The organism is Aminobacter sp. Y103A, assembly GCF_030294925.1.
Taxonomy (GTDB): Bacteria; Pseudomonadota; Alphaproteobacteria; order Rhizobiales; family Rhizobiaceae; genus Aminobacter; species Aminobacter ciceronei.
The window spans coordinates 2,852,596-2,871,266 of the sequence record NZ_AP017986.1; the positions used below are offsets into that span (position 1 = coordinate 2,852,596).

General features: G+C 62.2%; 17 protein-coding genes. 12 read left to right on the plus strand and 5 right to left on the minus strand.

From position 1 onward, the window contains the following. Positions 1 to 33: 33 nt before the first annotated feature. From Amn_RS13955 to Amn_RS13965, 3 genes are all read right to left on the minus strand, one after another. Positions 34 to 501, minus strand: a complete 468-nt coding sequence (locus Amn_RS13955) for a GNAT family N-acetyltransferase (protein ID WP_067962200.1) — start codon at positions 499 to 501, stop codon at positions 34 to 36. Between the two features lie 303 nt (positions 502 to 804). After that, positions 805 to 1,482: a DsbA family oxidoreductase gene (locus Amn_RS13960; RefSeq protein WP_286288267.1), complete on the minus strand. Its 678-nt coding sequence runs from the start codon at positions 1,480 to 1,482 to the stop codon at positions 805 to 807. A 28-nt stretch (positions 1,483 to 1,510) separates the two neighbouring features. Then, entirely contained in the window at positions 1,511 to 3,331 is a 1,821-nt protein-coding gene (locus Amn_RS13965; protein WP_502874724.1) for an extracellular solute-binding protein, read from the minus strand. A 233-nt stretch (positions 3,332 to 3,564) separates the two neighbouring features. Between Amn_RS13965 and Amn_RS13970 the strand changes: the two genes are divergently transcribed. Then, positions 3,565 to 4,191, plus strand: coding sequence for an invasion associated locus B family protein (locus tag Amn_RS13970; protein ID WP_067966575.1), 627 nt, complete (start codon positions 3,565 to 3,567; stop codon positions 4,189 to 4,191). 76 nt (positions 4,192 to 4,267) lie between these two features. Here the strand turns inward: Amn_RS13970 and hspQ are convergent, their stop codons facing one another. Continuing rightward, entirely contained in the window at positions 4,268 to 4,591 is a 324-nt protein-coding gene (hspQ, locus tag Amn_RS13975) for a heat shock protein HspQ (RefSeq protein WP_067962194.1), read from the minus strand. A gap of 267 nt (positions 4,592 to 4,858) precedes the next feature. Here hspQ and Amn_RS13980 point away from each other — a divergent pair, with 267 nt between their 5' ends. Further along, the gene (locus Amn_RS13980; protein WP_067962193.1) at positions 4,859 to 5,821 is read left to right on the plus strand and encodes an AEC family transporter; all 963 of its coding nucleotides are present in this window, start codon (positions 4,859 to 4,861) and stop codon (positions 5,819 to 5,821) included. Between the two features lie 2 nt (positions 5,822 to 5,823). On the opposite strand, the gene Amn_RS13985 is transcribed toward Amn_RS13980, so the two are convergent. Then, positions 5,824 to 7,047, minus strand: coding sequence for a UbiH/UbiF family hydroxylase (locus Amn_RS13985; protein ID WP_286288274.1), 1,224 nt, complete (start codon positions 7,045 to 7,047; stop codon positions 5,824 to 5,826). A 392-nt stretch (positions 7,048 to 7,439) separates the two neighbouring features. Here Amn_RS13985 and pcsA point away from each other — a divergent pair, with 392 nt between their 5' ends. The 10 genes from pcsA to Amn_RS14035 all read left to right on the plus strand — a co-directional run bounded on the left by pcsA (position 7,440) and on the right by Amn_RS14035 (position 18,669). Continuing rightward, the gene (gene pcsA, locus Amn_RS13990) at positions 7,440 to 8,180 is read left to right on the plus strand and encodes a phosphatidylcholine synthase (RefSeq protein ID WP_067962191.1); all 741 of its coding nucleotides are present in this window, start codon (positions 7,440 to 7,442) and stop codon (positions 8,178 to 8,180) included. Positions 8,181 to 8,184: 4 nt separating this feature from the next. Beyond that, positions 8,185 to 9,162, plus strand: a complete 978-nt coding sequence (locus Amn_RS13995) for a quinone oxidoreductase family protein (RefSeq protein WP_067962189.1) — start codon at positions 8,185 to 8,187, stop codon at positions 9,160 to 9,162. A 101-nt stretch (positions 9,163 to 9,263) separates the two neighbouring features. Continuing rightward, positions 9,264 to 10,841 carry an ABC transporter ATP-binding protein gene (locus tag Amn_RS14000; protein WP_182574189.1) on the plus strand — a complete coding sequence of 526 codons (1,578 nt, stop codon included), beginning with the start codon at positions 9,264 to 9,266 and terminating at the stop codon, positions 10,839 to 10,841. Next, positions 10,841 to 11,941, plus strand: coding sequence for an ABC transporter permease (locus Amn_RS14005; protein WP_182574188.1), 1,101 nt, complete (start codon positions 10,841 to 10,843; stop codon positions 11,939 to 11,941). Before Amn_RS14000 ends, Amn_RS14005 begins: the two co-directional genes overlap by 1 nt. Beyond that, positions 11,934 to 12,848 carry an ABC transporter permease gene (locus Amn_RS14010; protein ID WP_286288282.1) on the plus strand — a complete coding sequence of 305 codons (915 nt, stop codon included), beginning with the start codon at positions 11,934 to 11,936 and terminating at the stop codon, positions 12,846 to 12,848. The genes Amn_RS14005 and Amn_RS14010 overlap by 8 nt, the downstream gene beginning before the upstream one ends. 110 nt (positions 12,849 to 12,958) lie before the next feature. Beyond that, the gene (locus Amn_RS14015; RefSeq protein WP_067962182.1) at positions 12,959 to 14,029 is read left to right on the plus strand and encodes a BMP family ABC transporter substrate-binding protein; all 1,071 of its coding nucleotides are present in this window, start codon (positions 12,959 to 12,961) and stop codon (positions 14,027 to 14,029) included. 169 nt (positions 14,030 to 14,198) lie between these two features. Then, positions 14,199 to 15,035: a sugar phosphate isomerase/epimerase family protein gene (locus Amn_RS14020; RefSeq protein ID WP_192316542.1), complete on the plus strand. Its 837-nt coding sequence runs from the start codon at positions 14,199 to 14,201 to the stop codon at positions 15,033 to 15,035. A 253-nt stretch (positions 15,036 to 15,288) separates the two neighbouring features. Next, on the plus strand, positions 15,289 to 16,167 hold the full coding sequence (locus Amn_RS14025; protein WP_192316540.1) for a branched-chain amino acid ABC transporter permease: 879 nt from the start codon (positions 15,289 to 15,291) through the stop codon (positions 16,165 to 16,167). Between the two features lie 41 nt (positions 16,168 to 16,208). Next, on the plus strand, positions 16,209 to 17,972 hold the full coding sequence (locus Amn_RS14030; RefSeq protein ID WP_192316538.1) for a branched-chain amino acid ABC transporter ATP-binding protein/permease: 1,764 nt from the start codon (positions 16,209 to 16,211) through the stop codon (positions 17,970 to 17,972). Next, positions 17,965 to 18,669 (plus strand): ABC transporter ATP-binding protein, encoded by a 705-nt coding sequence (locus tag Amn_RS14035; protein ID WP_067962177.1) that lies wholly within the window; start codon positions 17,965 to 17,967, stop codon positions 18,667 to 18,669. The genes Amn_RS14030 and Amn_RS14035 overlap by 8 nt, the downstream gene beginning before the upstream one ends. Positions 18,670 to 18,671: the final 2 nt, after the last annotated feature.

Below are 18,671 nucleotides of genomic sequence, written 5' to 3' on the forward strand. Positions count from 1 at the left end.
GGGGCGCGATGCCGGAGCAGCCGCTGGATTGGATCAGGTGTCCGTAAGGCGCAACGTCATGTTCCAGCGGTCCAACCCTGGCGCGAAACCATCGGGCGTGACTCTCGAGGCGGTGAAGCCGAACTTCTCATAGAAGCCATGGGTGTGTTGGCTGGTTTCCAGGATCAGTTCTGCGATGCCAGGGATAGCGCGTGCCTGCGCCAATCTGGCCTGCGTCAATCTGGTCCCCAGACCCTGTCCGTGAAACACCCTGTCGACCATTCCCCATGCCAAGCTGGCGCGCTTGCGTTCTGGCTCGACTGCCAGCCCGCCACAGGCGATGACCGACCCATTGCGTGTGAGCACCAGATAGGGCCAACCTTCGGTATCGATGCTTTCCAGAAATTGGCAAAAGTCCGCGCGCTCTTCCGGAGCAAAGAAGGTCGGCACGTTGCTGTCGAATATCGCCAGACAGGCGGCAAAGTCTTCGGCCACGTAGGGCCGGGACGCTATGTCTTTCATTGCGGAAATTGCCTCGAACGATCGCGGTTACTTGCGTAGCCCAAATTGCTGTTTCTGGCCAAGAGTGGCCTGAGCAGGCGAGGGGTGTCATGCTCACGCGTCGTCGCGAATTCACACAAGGCCCTTGGCCGCTCCATGCCGTGGCGTCCATGAAGCCATTAATCCCCGATGTCGGCCCCAATGGGCACTGACGCTCCATCGCTGGCACTGCTTATCGCCAACACCAAAAAAGCCCCGATCGCCGAAGCGAAGGGGGCTTTGGATACATTGTATCACACCGACCGGCGCAGCGGCCGGGCGGGCTTAGTTGAGCGTCGGCTCGCCGGCAGCCTTTTCGGCTGCCACCTGGCGAATGGCATCGGCAAGGGTGGCCGAGTCCTGGGCGCCCATGACCGCGTATTTGCCGTCGAGCAGGAAGCAGGGCACGCCTGTGATCCCCATGCGCGAGGCGGTGACGATCTCGTTGGTGACGTCGTCGCGGTCGGCGTCGGTGGCGAGCAGCGATTCGACGACCGCCGTATCCATGCCGGCTTCGCGCCCTGCTTCGACCAGCACGGCGTGGTCACCGATGTTCTTGCCCTGCTCGAAATAGAGGCTGAACAGCAAACGCGCGAGCTTGTCCTGCACGCCGTCTCCCGAAGCCGCTGCCCAGCGAATGAGGCGGTGGGCATCGAGCGTGTTCGGCGCAACCGTGATGGCGTCGAAGTCGAACGAGATGCCTTCGACAGCACCCAGCGAGACCAGATTGGCGTGGACCTGTTTCAACCGGTTCTCGTCCGAGAATTTCGCCAGCATGTAGGCCTTGCGTTCCTTGCCCTCGGGCGGGATCGTCGGGTCGAGCTGGAACGGGCGCCAATGCACCTCGGCCTTGATGTCGGGCAGGCTGGCAAGGGCGTTTTCGAGGCGCTTCATGCCAAGAAAACACCACGGGCAGACAACATCCGAGACGACGTCGATGGTGATCCGGTTCTGTTCAGACATGGAAAAGTCCTTAGCTCAAGCAGTTCGATTAACCGCCCTGACTCCACCAGACCGGCAACTGATAGCCAAATATGGGTGTTTTTTCCGGATGTTTTAGTCTCTTCGCAAATGCGATCCACTGCTCGGAGTTGTGTTGGAACGGCACCATGTAGTTGCCGGAGATCAAGAGACGGTCGAGGGCACGCACCGCAGCCACGAAATCTTCCTTCTCGCGCGCCTTGAGCATGGCGTCGATCATTGCGTCGACGGCGGGGCTGGAAACGCCGGCAAGATTGAATGAGCCAGGCTTCTGGGCCGACGACGAGCCCCAGCGCCCGATCTGTTCGATGCCCGGCGACAGGGTCCCGGTGAAGCCTGTGACGCCGATCAGCGCGTCGAATTCGAAAGCCTGCTTGCGTGACTGAATCTGGTCGGCTTCGAGCGCGCGGATGGTAACCGCGATACCGAGCTTTTCCAGCGTGCGCTGGTAAAGCGCGGCAAGCCGCTGCTCGGCCTCGGACGAAGTCAGGATCTCGAAGGCGAAGGGCGCGCCTTGTGCATCGAGCATCTTGCCGCCCTGCAAGGTGTAGCCGGCGGCCTTGAACAGCTCGAATGCCTGTTTCATCACCTTGCGGTCCTGACCGGAGCCGTCGGTGACAGGTGGGCGCCATGTGCCGTCCATGATGTCGGGGCGCACCGCATCGGGGAAGGGCGCCAGCAGCGCCTTTTCCTTGTCGTTGGCCGGCACGCCAAAGGCGGAAAGCTCCGAACCCTGCCAATAGCTGACGGTGCGCTCATACTTGCCGGCGAACAGGTTTCGGTTGGCCCATTCGAAGTCGTAAAGCATGCCGAGCGCCTGGCGAACCTCAGGGTTGGCGAATTTCGCCAGCCGGGTGTTGAACATGAAGCCGGTGACGACAGGCGGAAGGCCGCTCTTGAAGGTCTCGGCGACGATGTCGCCGTTCTTGAAGGCAGGGAAATCGAAGCCACGTGCGCGCTTGACCGGATCGGCCTCGGTGAAGGTGTCGCAGATGCCCTTCTTGAACGCCTCAAACTGGGCAGCGGCGTTGAGGAAATACTCGATGGTGATCTGGTCGTAATTATCGAAGCCGCGCTTGGACGGGATGTCGCGTGCCCAATATTCGGGATTGCGCTTGAAGACGATGCGCTCGCCGGGCTTCACTTCGGCAACCGTATAAGGGCCGCTGCCGACGAGCGGTTTCAGTGTGGTCTGGTCGAACGTGTCCTTGGAGAAGGCGTGTTTGGGCACGATCGGCGTCAGCGCGATGATAAGTGGGAATTCGCGGTCGGCCTTGTCATTGAAGTTGAAGCGGACGCTGTTGTCCCCGGTCTTTTCGATCTTCTCGATCTTGGCCATGCGGTCGCTGTAGGGCGGGCGTCCCTTTTCGGTGAAGACCTCATAGGTGAAGATGACATCGTCGGGCGTGATCTGCTGGCCGTCCGACCACTTGGCGTTGGGGTCGAGGTGGAACTCGATCCATTCGCGCTCGGGGTCGATGTCGACCGACTTGGCAGTCAGGCCATAGATGCTGAAGGCCTCGTCGGCACTGCGCTGCATCAGCGATTCGAAGACGAGATTGCCGTAGATCGTATCTATCATGCCGCGCGCGGTGGTGCGCAGGCTCTTGATGATGAACGGGTTGAGATTGTCGAAGCTGCCGATGACGCAGTAGGTGATCTTGCCGCCCTTGGGGGCGTCGGGATTGGCGTAGGGAAAGTTCTTGAAATCGGCGGGCAGGGCAGGGGTGCCATGCATGGAAAGGCCATGAACGGGCTCGGCCAGAGCGGCGCGCGGCGCCAGAGTTGTGATGGCGGCGGTGGCAACCAGCAGCGAAAGAGTGCGTCTCACGACGATTCTCCACGAATTCGGGGAAGCTTTGATGATTCGAAGCGTAGCGCAGGCGTATGTGGCCCGTCCATGCTGGCGCAAGGCACAAGAAATGCATGGAAACAGGCTGGATTCGCGGCTCGCGGCAGTGTAACACGCGCGGCGAAGTCATGCTGTTGCCTCATTTGCCCAACAGGTAGCGTCGACACACGGCTAGGGCCGGTTCCGGGATTGTTTGAGAGGAATTCATGAAGATGACGAGCCAGAAATTCGACGGTCTCCGCCTGTCGGCCTTGGCGGCTGGCGTTGCCGGTCTGCTGGCGTCGGGCCTCGCGCCGGCCGCTGCGCAGCAGCAGCAGGTGCCGCAGGGCTGGTTCAAGGCCTGTTCCAAGCAGGCTGACGTCGATATCTGCAACGTGCAGAACATCCTGACCGCGAGCAACGGCCAGCTGGTCACCGGCATCTCGATGATCGAGCTCAAGGGCAAGGTCAACCGCAAGGTGTTCCAGGTCACCGTGCCGAGCGGCCGCCTCATCCCTCCGGGAATCGGCCTGCAGGTCGATGGCGCCAAGGCCCAGAAGCTGGAATACGTGATCTGCTTCCCGGACCGCTGCGTGGCCGAGATCGCCCTGACCGACGCGCTCGTCGGCTCGTTCAAGAAGGGCACCGACCTGACCCTGACCTCGATCAACTTCCAGAACCAGCCGAACCCGATCAAGGTTTCGCTGTCGGGATTCACCGGCGCCTTCGATGGCGAGCCGCTGAAGCAGTCGGACCTGGAAGACCGCCAGAAGAAGCTCCAGGAGTTCGTGTCGAAGAACAACGAGGACTTCGCCAAGAAGCTCAAGGAAGAACAGGACAAGGCCAAGACGGCCAACTGATCGACCTGACCGTACTGAGCTGAAAAAAAACCGGGGTTTCGGCCCCGCTTTTTTGTTGCATATCAACTGGTTGCGTCTAGTGGCTGCTACGCGCCTTGGGGGCGTAGTGACCATCCGCTGTCTTGTCGAAAAACTCACCGACCTGTGGATGCCGCACCGGCTCGCCGGAGCTGTCCTCCAGCAGGTTCTGCTCGGAGACATAGGCGACGTATTCGGTCTCCGCATTCTCTGCGAGGAGGTGATAGAAGGGCTGGTCACGCCGCGGGCGCACGGCGGCGGGGATCGCGTCGTACCACTCCTCGGTGTTGGCGAATTCGGGGTCGACATCGAAGATCACGCCCCGGAACGGGAAGACCCGGTGGCGCACCACCTGTCCGATCGAGAATTTTGCCGTCTTCATGGATCACCTGCACCGCGTGAGAGTTGCCAATTCACACGCGCTTTCAATCGCTTAAGACACGTTCGAGGTCGATCTTTCCGTTCGGCCCCTGAGATCGCGCCCTTCCAACTTCCTATTTGGCGCAGCAAGGCAGCCATTTCAATGGCATAGCGGCTTGACGGCCGGTCCGGCGGCACGATACCGGCTGGTAGCAATGCTCCATCGCGCATCCGTTGCCCGCCAGGCGGCGAACGCGCCTTTTCCAGCACGAGAAGCGGGAAAGCGCCGATGTCTGAGGTGATCGGTCTGGTCTTGCCCTTTTTCGGGCTGATCTTCATGGGGTTCGTCGTTGCCCGGATCACCCGGCAGCCGCTGGAAGCGCTCGGCTGGATGACGACCTTCATCGTTTATGTCGCCCTGCCGGCGCTGTTTTTCCAGCTGCTGGCCAAGACGCCGTTCGAGCGGCTGACCGAGTGGGGCTACATATCAGGCGCGGTGTTCTCGACCTTCGTCATCTTCATGCTGATGTTTACGGCCTCCTGCATCCGAGGGCGCGGCGAGATCGCCGAATCGACGATCAAGGGGCTGGCGTCGGCCTATGGCAATATCGGCTACATGGGCCCAGGTCTGGCGCTGCTGGCCTTCGGCGAGGAGGCGGCGGTTCCAGTCGCACTGATCTTCTGTTTCGAAAACATCATGCATTTCACCGTAGCACCAATGATGATGGCGCTGGCCGGCGACGAGCCGCGCTCGCCGATGAGCGTTGCTCTGGACGTGGTCAAGAAGATCGCCTTTCATCCGTTCATCGTTGCAACGGCGATCGGCGTGCTCGCGGCCTATGTCGAATTCCGGCCGCCCCTGCCTGTCGAACGCTTCCTTGAATATCTGTCGCGGGCGGCAGCACCCTGCGCATTGTTTGCCATGGGCGTGACGCTGGCCTTGCGGCCGTTGAAGCGGGTGCCGCATGAGATGGTGCCGATCGCGCTGCTCAAGCTGATCCTGCATCCGCTGCTGTGCTACGTCGTGCTGAGCTGGGTTGGCAATTTCGAGCCGGTCTGGCTGTTCTCGGCCATGCTCATGGCGGCATTGCCGACGGCGACCAATGTTTTCGTCATCGCCCAGCAATATGGCGTCTGGGTTGAGCGGGCTTCGGCCAGCGTGCTGGTCACCACCTGTCTGTCTGTCTTGACGGTGACCGGGCTGCTTTACGCGATCCAGCACGGCATTTTGCCGCCGGATCTCTTTCCTTAAGCTCAGTCGGTGGCAGCGTCGCCGCCGCGGCGCGGCGAACGAAGCCCGGCGACGGCCGAGGAAAAGCCGCTACCCGGGCGCAGGCCTTCGCGCATGAAGAAGGCACGGAGTGGCGAGAAGACGCCGAGAACGTTGAGGCCGGCGCTGCGCGCCAGCTGCGCCGGCAGCATGTCGGACAACAGCGACCTGTTGAGCAGGTTCACCGCGCTGGTGCGGGCAACAATGTCGGGACGCCGTGCGGCATCATAGGCTGCCAGCGCTTCTGGAGCCCCGGAATCGTCGCGATGTTTGGCTGCCGTTTCAACGAGTTGGTCGACATCCCTGATGCCGAGATTGAGCCCTTGCGCGCCGATCGGCGGAAACACATGCGCTGCTTCGCCGACCAGGGCGATGCGGTTCTGGGCGAAGCGCAGCGGCAAGGATGTCGACAAAGGGTAGATCTGGCGTCCGCCCTCGATCGTGACGCGGCCGAGCATCGACTGCATCTGCTGCTCGACACGTTGCGACAGCGCATCGTCGCCGACGCTGGCGAATTCCTTGGCGGTTTCGGGTCTGAGCACCCAGACGAGGCTTGAGCGGCGGCCGGGTAGCGGCACCTGGGTGAATGGCCCGGTTTCGGTGTGGAATTCGGTCGAGGTGAAGGCGTGGTCACGACTGTGGACAAAATTCAGCACCAGAGCGGCCTGTGGCAGCGACTGCGCTGAGGCCGAAATGCCGGCGGCCTGGCGGGCCTGTGAATTCCTGCCATCGGCGGCAACCGCCAATGGCGCTTCAACCAACGTGCCGTCCGATAGCGTGGCAATCACCTTGCCGGGCTCAAGGGTCCAGTTGTCGACCATGGCGCGGCGCCACTCGATTCCCGAATGGGCTTCGACCGCCTTTTCCAGAACTGCATTGAAGACGCGGTTCTGGAAGTTCAGCCCAAAATGCTCTTCGCCGATCTCGCCGGCGCGGAAGGTGACCATCGGACTGCGGATCAGCCGCGACGTGCCGTCGATGATGCGCATCACCTTGAGGGGAGCAGCATCTGGCTCGAGCGAATCGAGCATGCCGAGCGTGGCCAGGAACTTCAGCGCCGGGACCATCAGAGCTGTGGTGCGGCCATCGTCGGTCCGGGCCGGCGGTCCGGCAAGCACGACGCTGAAGCCGGCCTTGGCAAAGGCGAGGGCTGATATCAACCCCACGGGCCCGGTGCCTGCCACCAGAATTCTCGTGTCGACGCTCATCGGCAGCCCATGCTGTTCCAGTGCTGTCTCAGCACCTCGGTTTTCCTGGTATATTGCAGGCCTAAGCCATTGATCAACGCGGCGATTCATCCCATTCGGTCGCAACAGTCGATCCCGGCGCAATTTCAGCCAGCCTGATAACTTGCCGGCTCATCACGCCGAAGTGGATGAAGCAGTGTTGGCGCCGTGACAAGGCATTTTCGGTTTGGCTTTCGTCTTGTCTGGAAAGCGACGCTGCTATTAAGTGCCGGAATGGCAAGGGAGACTACCGGTGGCAAACAGGAGGCACGATGACTAGAGAATTCGTGCAATCATGCCGCAACAGATTTGCTCCATATGCTCGGTCATGTTCATCCACTCGGCTCAATTCTGCAAAATGATTGGCGGGAAACGTGAAGCCTAAGAAAGTCACATGGCCGCAGGCGCGGGCCTTTTCGGTCCATCTTCTCACCGCATCGGGTTCGTTCCTTGCCTTCCTGTCGCTGGTTGCGGCGAGTGAGGAGCGCTGGACGGCGATGTTCTGGTGGCTGGGGCTCGCTCTTTTCGTCGACGGTATCGACGGGCCGATTGCGCGCAAGCTCGAGGTCAAGGAGATCCTGCCGACATGGTCGGGCGAACTGCTCGACAACATCATTGACTACGTCACCTACGTCCTGATCCCTGCCTTCGCGCTCTACCAGAGCGGCTTCATGGGAGAGGGGCTGTCGTTTCTGTCGGGCGCGATCATCGTGGTGTCGAGCGCGATCTACTATGCCGACACCGGGATGAAGACGAAGGAGAACTTCTTCAAGGGCTTCCCGGTGGTGTGGAACATGGTGGTGTTCACGCTGTTCGTCATCGAGCCGGGGCAATGGGTGTCGTTCGCAGTGGTGGTCATCGCCGGCATACTGACCTTCGTTCCGATGAACTTCCTGCATCCGGTGCGGGTCGTCAGGCTTCGCAACATCAACCTGCCGATGACGCTGATCTGGTGCGCGTTTGGCGGTGTCGCGCTGTGGCAGGCCATGGATGCCAGCGAATGGGTCAAGATCGGCATCGCCATCAGCGGCATCTACCTGTTCTTCATCGGTGGCGTTATGCAATTTTTCCCCAAACTCGGCGGCGAGCCGGCAATCGAGACAGAGAAAGACTGACGACGTGCCCAAAGCCATACGCGTTCACGCCCACGGCGGCCCCGAAGCGCTTGTCTATGAAGAGGTAGAGGTCGCCCGACCGGGGCCCGGCCAAGCGCTCATCCGCCATACCGCGATCGGCCTGAACTTCATCGACGTCTATTTCCGCACGGGGCTTTATCCTGCGCCCGCTGGCATGCCGGTGACGCCTGGCGGCGAAGCGGCCGGCGTGGTGCTCGAACTCGGCGAGGGCGTGAACTGGCTTTCTGTCGGCGACCGCGTCGCCTATTCCATTCCGACGGGCGCCTATTGCGAGCAGCGCGTGATTGCCGCCGACAAGCTGGTCAAGCTGCCCGACGGCATCAGCGACGAGCAGGCGGCGGCGATGATGCTGAAGGGCATGACCGCCGAATACCTGCTGCTGCGTACCTTCAAAGTGAAGGCCGGCGATACGGTTCTTTACCACGCGGCCGCTGGCGGCGTCGGCCTGATCCTCGGCCAGTGGGCAAAGCACCTCGGTGCGACAGTCATCGGCACTGTAGGCTCGGACGACAAGGGCGAGCTTGCCATGGCGCATGGCTTCGACCACGTCATCAACTATCGCAGCCAGGATTTCGTCGCCGAGGTGGCTGCCATCACCGGCGGCAAGAAATGCGACGTCGTCTACGATTCCGTCGGCAACGACACCTTTCCCGGCTCGCTCGACTGCCTCAGGCCGCTCGGCACATTCGTCAGCTTCGGCCAGTCCTCGGGACCGATCCCGCCGTTCAGCATTTCGCTCCTGGCCCAGAAGGGCTCGCTGTTTGCCACCCGGCCGACGCTGTTTGTCTACAATGCGCTGCGCGAAGATATGGTAAGGTCGGCTGACGCATTGTTCGATGTGGTGCTGAGCGGCGCCGTCGAGATCAGGATCAACCAGCGTTATGCGCTACGCGACGTGGCACAGGCTCATGCCGATTTGGAAGGCCGCAAGACGACGGGGACGACGGTTCTTATCCCTTGAGTTTTCGCTGGAATTCTTGAAGCTCTTTCAACTTCTGACATGCTTTGCGCCGGGAGCAGGACGCGCCTACCATGCTCCCGGGAACATAAAAAAGAACTGACATGGGAGGCGTTGTGGACACAACCCCTTTAGCCAATGGTCGGAACCTGCTTGAGGTTCGCGGCCTGACGAAGGTATTCGGCACGTTGAAGGCGTGCGACCAGGTCGACTTGACCATCGCCAAGGGCGAAATCCATGCCCTGCTCGGTGAAAACGGCGCCGGCAAGTCGACACTGGTAAAGATGCTGTTCGGCTCGCTCGAGCCCAATGCCGGCGAAATTGCCTGGAACGGACAGCCTGTCAGGATCACCAGCCCAGGCGTCGCCAAGAAACTCGGCATCGGCATGGTTTTCCAGCATTTTTCGCTGTTCGAGGCGCTGACGGCCGCCGAGAACATCGCGCTGTCGCTGGCCGACGACACGCCGATCAGCACCATTGCTGCCAAAGCGCGTGCGCTGTCCTACAGCTACGGCCTGCCGCTTGATCCGGACTCGCTTGTCGGTGATCTCTCGGTCGGTGAGCGCCAGCGCATCGAGATCATCCGCTGCCTGCTGCAGACACCAGACCTGATCATTCTCGACGAGCCGACTTCGGTGCTGACGCCACAGGAAGCCGACAAGCTGTTCGAGACGCTGGAGCGCCTGCGCGCCGAGGGCAAGTCGATCCTCTACATCTCACACCGGCTCGATGAAGTCCGCCGGCTTTGCGACAGCGCCACGATCATGCGGCACGGCAAGGTTGTGGGCCACTGCAATCCCCGGGTCGAAACACCGTCCTCGCTGGCTCGCATGATGGTCGGCACCGAGGTCAAGAACGCCGAGCGCACCACGGCATCGGTGCGTGGCGAGGAACTGCTCAGCATCTGCGGCATGAGCCGCAAGCCAGCCGGGCCGTTCTCGATGCCGCTCAAGAACATCTGGCTGAGCGTCGCCGGCGGTGAGGTCATCGGCATTGCCGGTGTCGCGGGCAACGGCCAGGGAGAACTGTTCGAGGCGATTTCGGGCGAGGCGCTGCAGGAAAGCGCAGACGCCGTCCGCATTCGCGGCAAGTCGGCCGGGCGCATGGGCATTTCGGCGCGGCGTCTTCTGGGGGCGGCTTTTGTCCCGGAGGAGCGCCTCGGTCATGGTGCTGCGCCGCGCCTGCGGCTGTCTGACAATCTTTTGCTGTCGCGCCACAGCACGGACGGCAAGGCGTTTGTCGGTACCGGCGGAATGGTCAAGTCTGGTGCTATCCAGAAGGCGGCACAGCGCATCATCGAGGTTATGGACGTGCGCAAGAGCGCGCCCGATCCGGAGGCCGCAGCCCTTTCGGGCGGCAACCTGCAGAAATTCATCATCGGCCGCGAGCTCGATCGCAATCCGTCGGTGATGGTGGTCAACCAGCCGACCTGGGGCGTCGATGCCGGTGCTGCGGCGCGCATCCGCCAGGCACTGATCGAACTCGCCCGCAATGGTTCGGCGGTGCTGGTGATCAGCCAGGATCTCGACGAGCTGTTTGAAATCTCCGATGCCATCGCTGTCATGCACAATGGCGAGCTGTCCAAGCCGATCCCGATCGCCGAGGCCACACTCGAGCGTATCGGCCTGTTGATGGGCGGCGCCGAACCAGGTCACCTCGACCCTGCGAAGGAGGTGGCGTGATGCGTATCGAACTCGTCAAGCGTCCCGAACGCTCCAAGTTGTTCGCGGCACTTTCACCCTTCATCGCGCTCGGGCTGACGCTGATCGCCGGCGCGATCATGTTCTCGCTGCTCGGCAAGAGCCCGGTCGAAGCGCTCTATTATTACTTCATCGATCCGCTGCGTGAGGTCTGGTCGCTGCATGAGCTGGCGGTCAAGGCTGCACCGCTGATCCTGATCGCGGTTGGTCTGTCGATCTGCTACCTCTCCAACAACTGGAACATCGGCGCCGAGGGCCAGTTCATCATCGGCGCCATCACAGGCTCGATCCTGCCGGTCATGTTCCCCGATTTCCAGTCGTGGATCGTGCTGCCGCTGATGCTGTTGATGGGTGTCGCCGGCGGTGCCGCCTATGGCGCTATTCCGGCCTATCTCAAGGTGCGCTTCAACACCAACGAGATCCTCACCAGCCTGATGCTGGTCTACGTCGCACAGCTGTTCCTCGACTGGATGGTCCGCGGCCCTTGGCGCAACCCGGCGGGCATGAACTTTCCGGAGACGCGCACCTTCAGTCCGAGTGCCGTGCTGCCCGAGATCTGGTCGGCATCCGGCCGTGCCAACTGGGGTTTTGTCTTTGCCATCGTCGCGGCGGTTGCGCTGTGGTTCATGCTGTCGCGAACGCTTCGAGGTTTCGAGGTGCAGGTGCTTGGGCAAAGCCCGCGCGCCGGCAAGTTCGCAGGCTTCTCACAGTCGCGCATGGTGTTCTTTGCCTTCCTGGTGTCGGGCGGGCTCGCCGGCCTTGCCGGCATTTCCGAAGTCTCGGGCGCTATCGGCCAGCTCAGGCCGACGATTTCACCCGGTTACGGCTTTGCCGCGATCATCGTCGCCTTCCTAGGACGCCTGAACCCGCTCGGCATCATCGCCGCGGGTCTGGTGCTGGCGCTGTCCTATCTCGGCGGCGAGGCAGCGCAGATCTCGATCGGCGTGTCGGACAAGGTGGTGCGTGCCTTCCAGGGTATGCTGCTGTTCTTCGTGCTCGCCTGCGACACGCTCATTCTCTATCGCATCCGCTTTGTCGGCGCCTCCGCTGCAAAGACCGTGGAGGCCAGGCAAAATGTTTGAAGATATCCTGATAACGATTGCGACGGCGGCAACCCCGCTCTTGATCGCAGCCGTCGGCGAAGTGGTGGTCGAGCGCTCCGGCGTGCTCAATCTCGGCGTCGAGGGCATGATGGTGATGGGGGCGGTGACCGGCTTCGGCGTGGCGCTCGCCACTGAGTGTCCATGGCTCGGCGTGCTCGCCGCCATCATCGTCGGCATGCTGTTTTCACTGCTGTTCGGTTTCCTGACATTGACACTGGTGACCAACCAGGTGGCGACCGGCCTGGCCCTGACGCTGCTCGGGCTCGGTCTCTCAGGTATGCTCGGCGAAGGTTTCGTCGGCCTGCCGGGCATCAAGATGAGCTATCTCTACATCCCCTATCTCACCGATGTTCCCTATATCGGCAGGCTGTTCTTCGGTCAGGATCCGCTCTTTTACGTGTCGATTCTGCTGACGGCGGGCGTCGCCTGGTTCCTGTTTCGCTCGCGCGCCGGCCTGACGCTGCGGTCGATCGGCGACAACCACACCTCGGCGCACGCGCTTGGCATCAAGGTCATCGGCATCCGCTATCTCGCGGTCATGTTCGGCGGCGCCTGTGCGGGACTCGCCGGCGCCTACCTGTCCCTCGTCTACACGCCGCAGTGGATCGAAAACATGACCGCCGGCCGGGGCTGGATTGCCTTGGCGCTGGTGGTGTTCGCGTCCTGGCGGCCGTGGCGCGTGCTTGCGGGCGCCTATCTCTTCGGAGCGGTCTCGATCGGCCAGTTGCATGCCCAGGCCCTGGGTGTCGGCGTGCCGTCGCAACTGCTCTCTTCGCTACCCTATCTGGCAACCGTCGTGGTGCTTGTGCTCATTTCGCGCAACAGGCGGCTCACGATGGTGAACACTCCGGCTTCATTGGGGCGGCCGTTTGTGCCAGATCGCTAAGATCATGGCGACGATTCGGAAGTCGTTCCGGTGACTTCCGGTCCGAACCATGTACAGGGACTATAAAAGGATGGGATAGTGCCCCGGGCAACCACTAGAGGAACAAGAGTATGAAGAAGACAATATTGTCGTTCGCCGCGGCGGCTGCCGTGATGTCTTTCGGAACCATGGCTGCGCAAGCAGCAACCAAGGCCTGCTTTATCTATGTCGGCCCGATCGGCGATTTCGGCTGGTCGTACCAGCACCACCAGGGCCTGGAGGAGATGAAGAAGGCGCTCGGCGACCAGGTCGAGACTGCCTATCTCGAAAGCGTGCCGGAAGGTGCCGACGCTGAGCGCGCCATTGAGCGCTTCGCGCGCTCGGGTTGCAACATCGTCTTCACGACGTCGTTCGGCTATATGGATCCGACCAACAAGGTTGCCGGCAAGTTCCCGGATGTGAAGTTCGAGCACGCCACCGGCTACAAGCGCGAGCATCCCAACGTCGCGACCTACAACTCGCGCTTCTATGAAGGCCGCTATGTGCAGGGTGTGATCGCCGCCAAGCTGTCGAAGGCAGGCGTTGCCGGCTACATCGCGTCCTTCCCGATCCCGGAAGTGGTGATGGGCATCAACGCTTTCGTGCTCGGTGCGCAGTCGGTCAACCCCGACTTCAAGGTCAAGGTGGTGTGGGCCAACACCTGGTTCGACCCGGGCAAGGAAGCCGACGCCGCCAAGGCGCTGATCGACCAGGGCGTCGACATCATCACCCAGCACACCGACTCGACCGCCCCGATGCAGGTTGCGACCGAGCGCGGCATCAAGGCCTTCGGCCAGGCTTCGGACATGATCAAGTTCGGCGAAAAGACCCAGCTGACCTCGATCGTCGATGATTGGGGCCCATACTACATCGAGCGGGTCAAGGCCGTGATCGACGGCAGCTGGAAGCAGCAGGACGTCTGGGGCGGCATGAAGGAAGGCCACGTCGTGATGGCGCCCTTCACCAACATGCCCGACGACGTGAAGGCGCTGGCCGAAGAGACCACCGCCAAGATCAAGTCCGGCTCGTTCAACCCCTTCACGGGCCCGATCGCCAAACAGGACGGTTCGGAATGGTTGAAGGCTGGCGAAGTGGCCGAGGACGGCGTGCTGCTCGGCATGAACTTCTACGTCAAGGGCGTGGACGACAAGCTGCCGCAGTAAGCGGATCGATATCGGCTGCGAGACGCCTCGCGGTTCAAGGAACCCCCGGTTATGCCGGGGGTTTTTCGTTTCAGGCGTCGCATGCAGCTGGCGCCTAGTCCGATTGGACCTGTATGCCTGATGCCGCGAGGACATTTTGGGCCGATTGCAGCCAGCCCCGGGATGACCAATGAAGACGCGCGAATATGTCTGCAGCTCGCACACGATAAGCGGCGTCATGCCAGGCAACCCCGTTGCCTCGCGCCATGGCTTTGCCGAGCGTGTGGAGGCGTGTGCTGCGGCCGGCTACACCGGCATGTGCCTGCATTTCCGCGACTATGCCGAGCAGCGGGCGCGTGGGTTTGGCGATGGCGAGCTTCGCGCCATTCTCGATGCACATGGCATGAAGCATGTGTCGGTCGAGTTCCTGACCGACTGGTTCATGGACGGCGAGGCGGGCCTCATCTCCCGCCGCAACGAAGAGACGGCGTTCCGGGCGGCGGCCGCGTTCGGCGCCAAGGTCATCAATGTCGGACCCGATCTTGGCGAACGTGGCATATCGCTCGAGACCATGCAGCGGAAATTCCGCGACCTCTGCGGCCGGGCGGTCGAACATGGGCTTTCGATCGCGCTGGAACTGGTGGCCTGGGGCAATGTGCGTGACGTAGACACGGCGCTGGCGATCATCGGCGACATTCCCAATGCCGGGCTGGTCATCGATTCGTGGCATGTTTTCCGCGCCGGCGTGCCGTTGGCGGATCTGAGGCGGATTGCCGCGAACAGGATCCTGTGCGTGCAGGTGAACGATGCCGGCAAGGTGCCGGTCGGCCAGCGCTCGGCCGAGACCATGAACCGCAGCCTGTGCGGGCAGGGCGCATTCGATCTTTCCGCCTTCGCTGCGACGCTGGATGATATGGGCGTTGCCGCGCCGTTCAGCGTCGAGGTGATTTCGCCCGAACTCGCGGCTCTCGGCCGGAATGAGGCGGCGAAAATTTCGTTCGACACGGCACGGGACTGCTTTTCCTGACCATTAGCGCCCAAGGGGGGGCGGCCATGGACGACGACGACAAAGTCGGCGTCTGAACAACCGCGTCCGAACCTTGCACGGGGCGACCGACCGCTCCGTTTTCCTGCAATTGTCGTTAGTCCGTTCGAACGATGTTGCGGGCGTCGCTGGCACGCATAAGCTGACCTCAAAATACGCCTTCCTCGTCAGCGTTCCGGGCTTGCCCGCGGTGCAGGCAGGGCGGGTTCATAAGTGAGGTCAGGGAGGCGAGCTTATGCTCAGCGAAATACTGATCATCGTGATACGCGGGATCGCCATCGGGTCGATCTTTGCCACCATCGCGATGAGCTTCAATATCGTCCATGGCGCGACCAACATCTTCAACTTCGCCCAAGGCAACATGTTCATCCTCGGCGGCTTCGCCGCCTATTTCCTGGCCAACCAGGTCGGGCTTGGCCAGTGGAGTCTGATGCTGCTGCTGACTGGCTTGGGCATCGCCGCCGTCGTCGCCGTCCAGGGCTACATCACGCTTTTGCCGCTGCGCTCCTCGGTCGAGCAGGACAGCTGGCTGATTTCGACGGTGTCGGTCTCGGTGATCGTGGCGGCGTTGCTGATGATCACACAGGGGCCGTTCGCCTATTCCGTCCAGAGCGTCGTGCCGAGCTTCCGCATCTTCGGGACCCGCACGCCGGGTGCCTATGCCTTGGCGATCGGTGCGATGATCTTCTGGTTTTTCGCGTTGCGCTACTTCCTGCGCCGCACTTTCATCGGTCTCGCCATCAGCGCGCTGTCGCAGGATTTCGACGCCGCGCGTGCTGCCGGCCTGCCGGTGCGCCGGCTGCAGCTCATCTCCTTTGCAATCAGCGGCCTGATGGTCGGCACCGTCGGCTTCCTCGTTGCTCCTGTGATCTCGGTCAGCCCTGACGCCGGCCTGAAATATGTGCTCAACGGCTTCGTCGCCGCCGTCGTCGGCGGCATCGGTTCCAACGCCGGCACGCTGATCGGTGGACCTCTGGTGGGCGTGGTGGCGATGCTGACCGCCTACAAGGTCGGTGGTGCCTATCAGGACCTCGCATCGTTGCTGGTTCTGGTGCTGATCCTGATGTTCCGGCCGCAAGGCCTGTTCGGGCGCGTCGGCGCAAGGCGGGTGTGATCATGCAGGCGACCGCGAACGTACAAACCGGACCCGTTTCCATGGCTGAAACCAAGCCGAAAGGCCGCTTCAACTCCGACCTGACGCAGGTCTGGATCGGCGTGGCGCTGATCGCGATCACCGGCTTCGGCCCGGTGATCGCCGGCAATTCCTACTGGATCCACACGTTCCAGCTGGTGAACATCTACATCGCAGCAGCCATCTTCCAGAACATGCTGTTCGTCGATGCTGGCCAGAAGTCGTTCGGCCAGGGCGCCATCCTCGGACTTGCCGCCTATGTCGCTGCGATCCTGTTCGGCCTGCATGGCTGGTCGTTTGCCGCCGCCGCGATGGGTGGCATCGTCGCTGCCATGCTTGGCGGCCTGCTGTTTGCCCTGCCGGCGTTGCGTGTACAAGGCTTCCACCTCGGCTTCGTAACCATGAGTGCCGCGATCGTTTTCCCGCAGCTTCTGGTGACGCTCGACAAGTGGACCAACGGCATCAACGGTATCAGCGTCACCGTACCGGCGCTGACCAATCCGATCGTGGGGAGCATGTCGCCGCTGGCGATCGCGGTTGCGGTGTTCCCGATGATCGCGCTGTTCGTCCATTACGGCATTCGGCGCTCGAAGCTCGGCCGTATGATGTTCGTGGCGGCGCTGAGCCCGGAAGCGGCGCGTTCCCTGGGCATCAAGCCGGGAGTGATGCGCTTCACCGCCTTCATCGTCGCGTCGATCGGGACCGGTATCTGCGGTATCCTCTACTTGCCGACGGTAGCTTTCGTCAGCCCGCAGGGCTTCAACATCGAGCTGTCTTTCGTGTTCTTCTTCGCGGTCGTTGTCGGCGGTCGCGGACAGATGCTCGGTCCGATCATCGGCATCTGGATCGTCTACATCCTGCCGAACATCCTCTTGGCCGGTTTCGTCGAGTATCGCCTCTTGATGTATGGCTGCCTGACGCTTGTTGCGGTCATGGCTTTCCCCGATGGCATCGTCGGCTCGGTCGAGCGCCTGCGCGCCAAGCGCAAGCAGACCGGCGGTGGCGAGCAGGCCTTCCGCATCGACGGTTTTCTCGCCGACCTGCAGGCCGGCAAGACGGTCCGCGAGCCGAGCGAGGAGATCGCCGTCGAGGTGCGCAACGGCACCAAGAAGTTCGGCGAGGTGGTGGCTGTCAGTGCTGTCGACCTCAAGGTTCGCAAGGGTGAGGTGCACGGACTGATCGGCGCCAACGGCTCGGGCAAAACCAGCCTGCTCAACGTGCTGAGCGGTCTGTCGCGCCTGAACACCGGCTCCTTCATGATCAACGGGGTAGACGCGACCAACATGGCGGCCGACCGCATCGCCAATATGAGCCTCGGCCGCACCTTCCAGGCGCCGCGCATCTTCAGCCAGATGTCGCTGTGGGACAACTTGAAGATCGGCATCGATGCCCGCGTCGGCCCTGCCAGCGCTGACATCACCGCGCTCGCCAAGGCAATGGAGAAGAGCTTTGGGCAGGACAGTGCCACGCTCCTGTCGCATGGCCAGCGCCGCCTGGTGGAGGTAATGCGCACGGTGCTCAAGGAAGCAACCATCGTCTTGTTCGACGAGCCGGCTGCCGGCCTGTCGCAGAGTGAGCGCACCAACTTCGCCAATCTCGTCAAGTTCCTGAGCCGCCAGATGGGCAAGACAGTTATCCTGGTCGAGCACGATCTCGACCTGGTGTGGGGTATTGCCGACACCATCACTGTGCTGGAACAGGGCCGAGTGGTTTCTTCAGGCAAGCCGGACGTAGTCGCCAAGGACCCGGCTGTGCAGCATATGTTCGTGGGGTCGCGCCATGCTTGAGGTCAAGAATCTGGTTGCAGGCTATGGCACCATCCCGGTGCTGCGCGATGTGTCGCTGACCGCAAAGGCGGGCGAGATCCTGCTCATCGGCGGCGAGAATGGCGCCGGCAAGTCGACGCTGATGCGGGCGATCGCCGGCTTCAACAAACCCGACAGCGGCGAGATCCTGCTCGACGGCAAGGCGATCGGCGGGATCGCGCCAGAGAAGGTGGCGCAGTCGGGCCTGCGCCTTGTGCTTGACGGGCACCGTGTGTTTCCCGAGCTCAGTGTGTTCGACAATCTGCGCATGGGCGCCGCCGCCCGGCGTGGCGACCGTGCCGGCTTCAACAACGCGGTCGAGGAGATCTACTCGGTCTTCCCGATCTTGAAGGAAAAGCAGAAACTCTACGCCCGCGATCTCTCAGGCGGTCAGCAGCAGATGCTGGCGCTCGGCCAAGCCTTCATCGCCCAGCCCAAGGTGCTGCTCTGCGACGAGCCATCGATGGGCCTTGCCCAGGCGCTGCTGCCACCGATCCTCGCCTTCCTGCGTCGCTGGGCGCAGACCGGCACGGCGGTTGTCATCGTCGAGCAGCATCTGGCTGTTACCGCCCCCTATGCCGACCGCGCCATGATCATCGAGCGCGGCCAGGTGAAGTTTTCGTGCCTCGCCTCCGAACTGGACGAGAAGCTGAACGCTCCGGCTGTCGCGGCGGAGTAAGG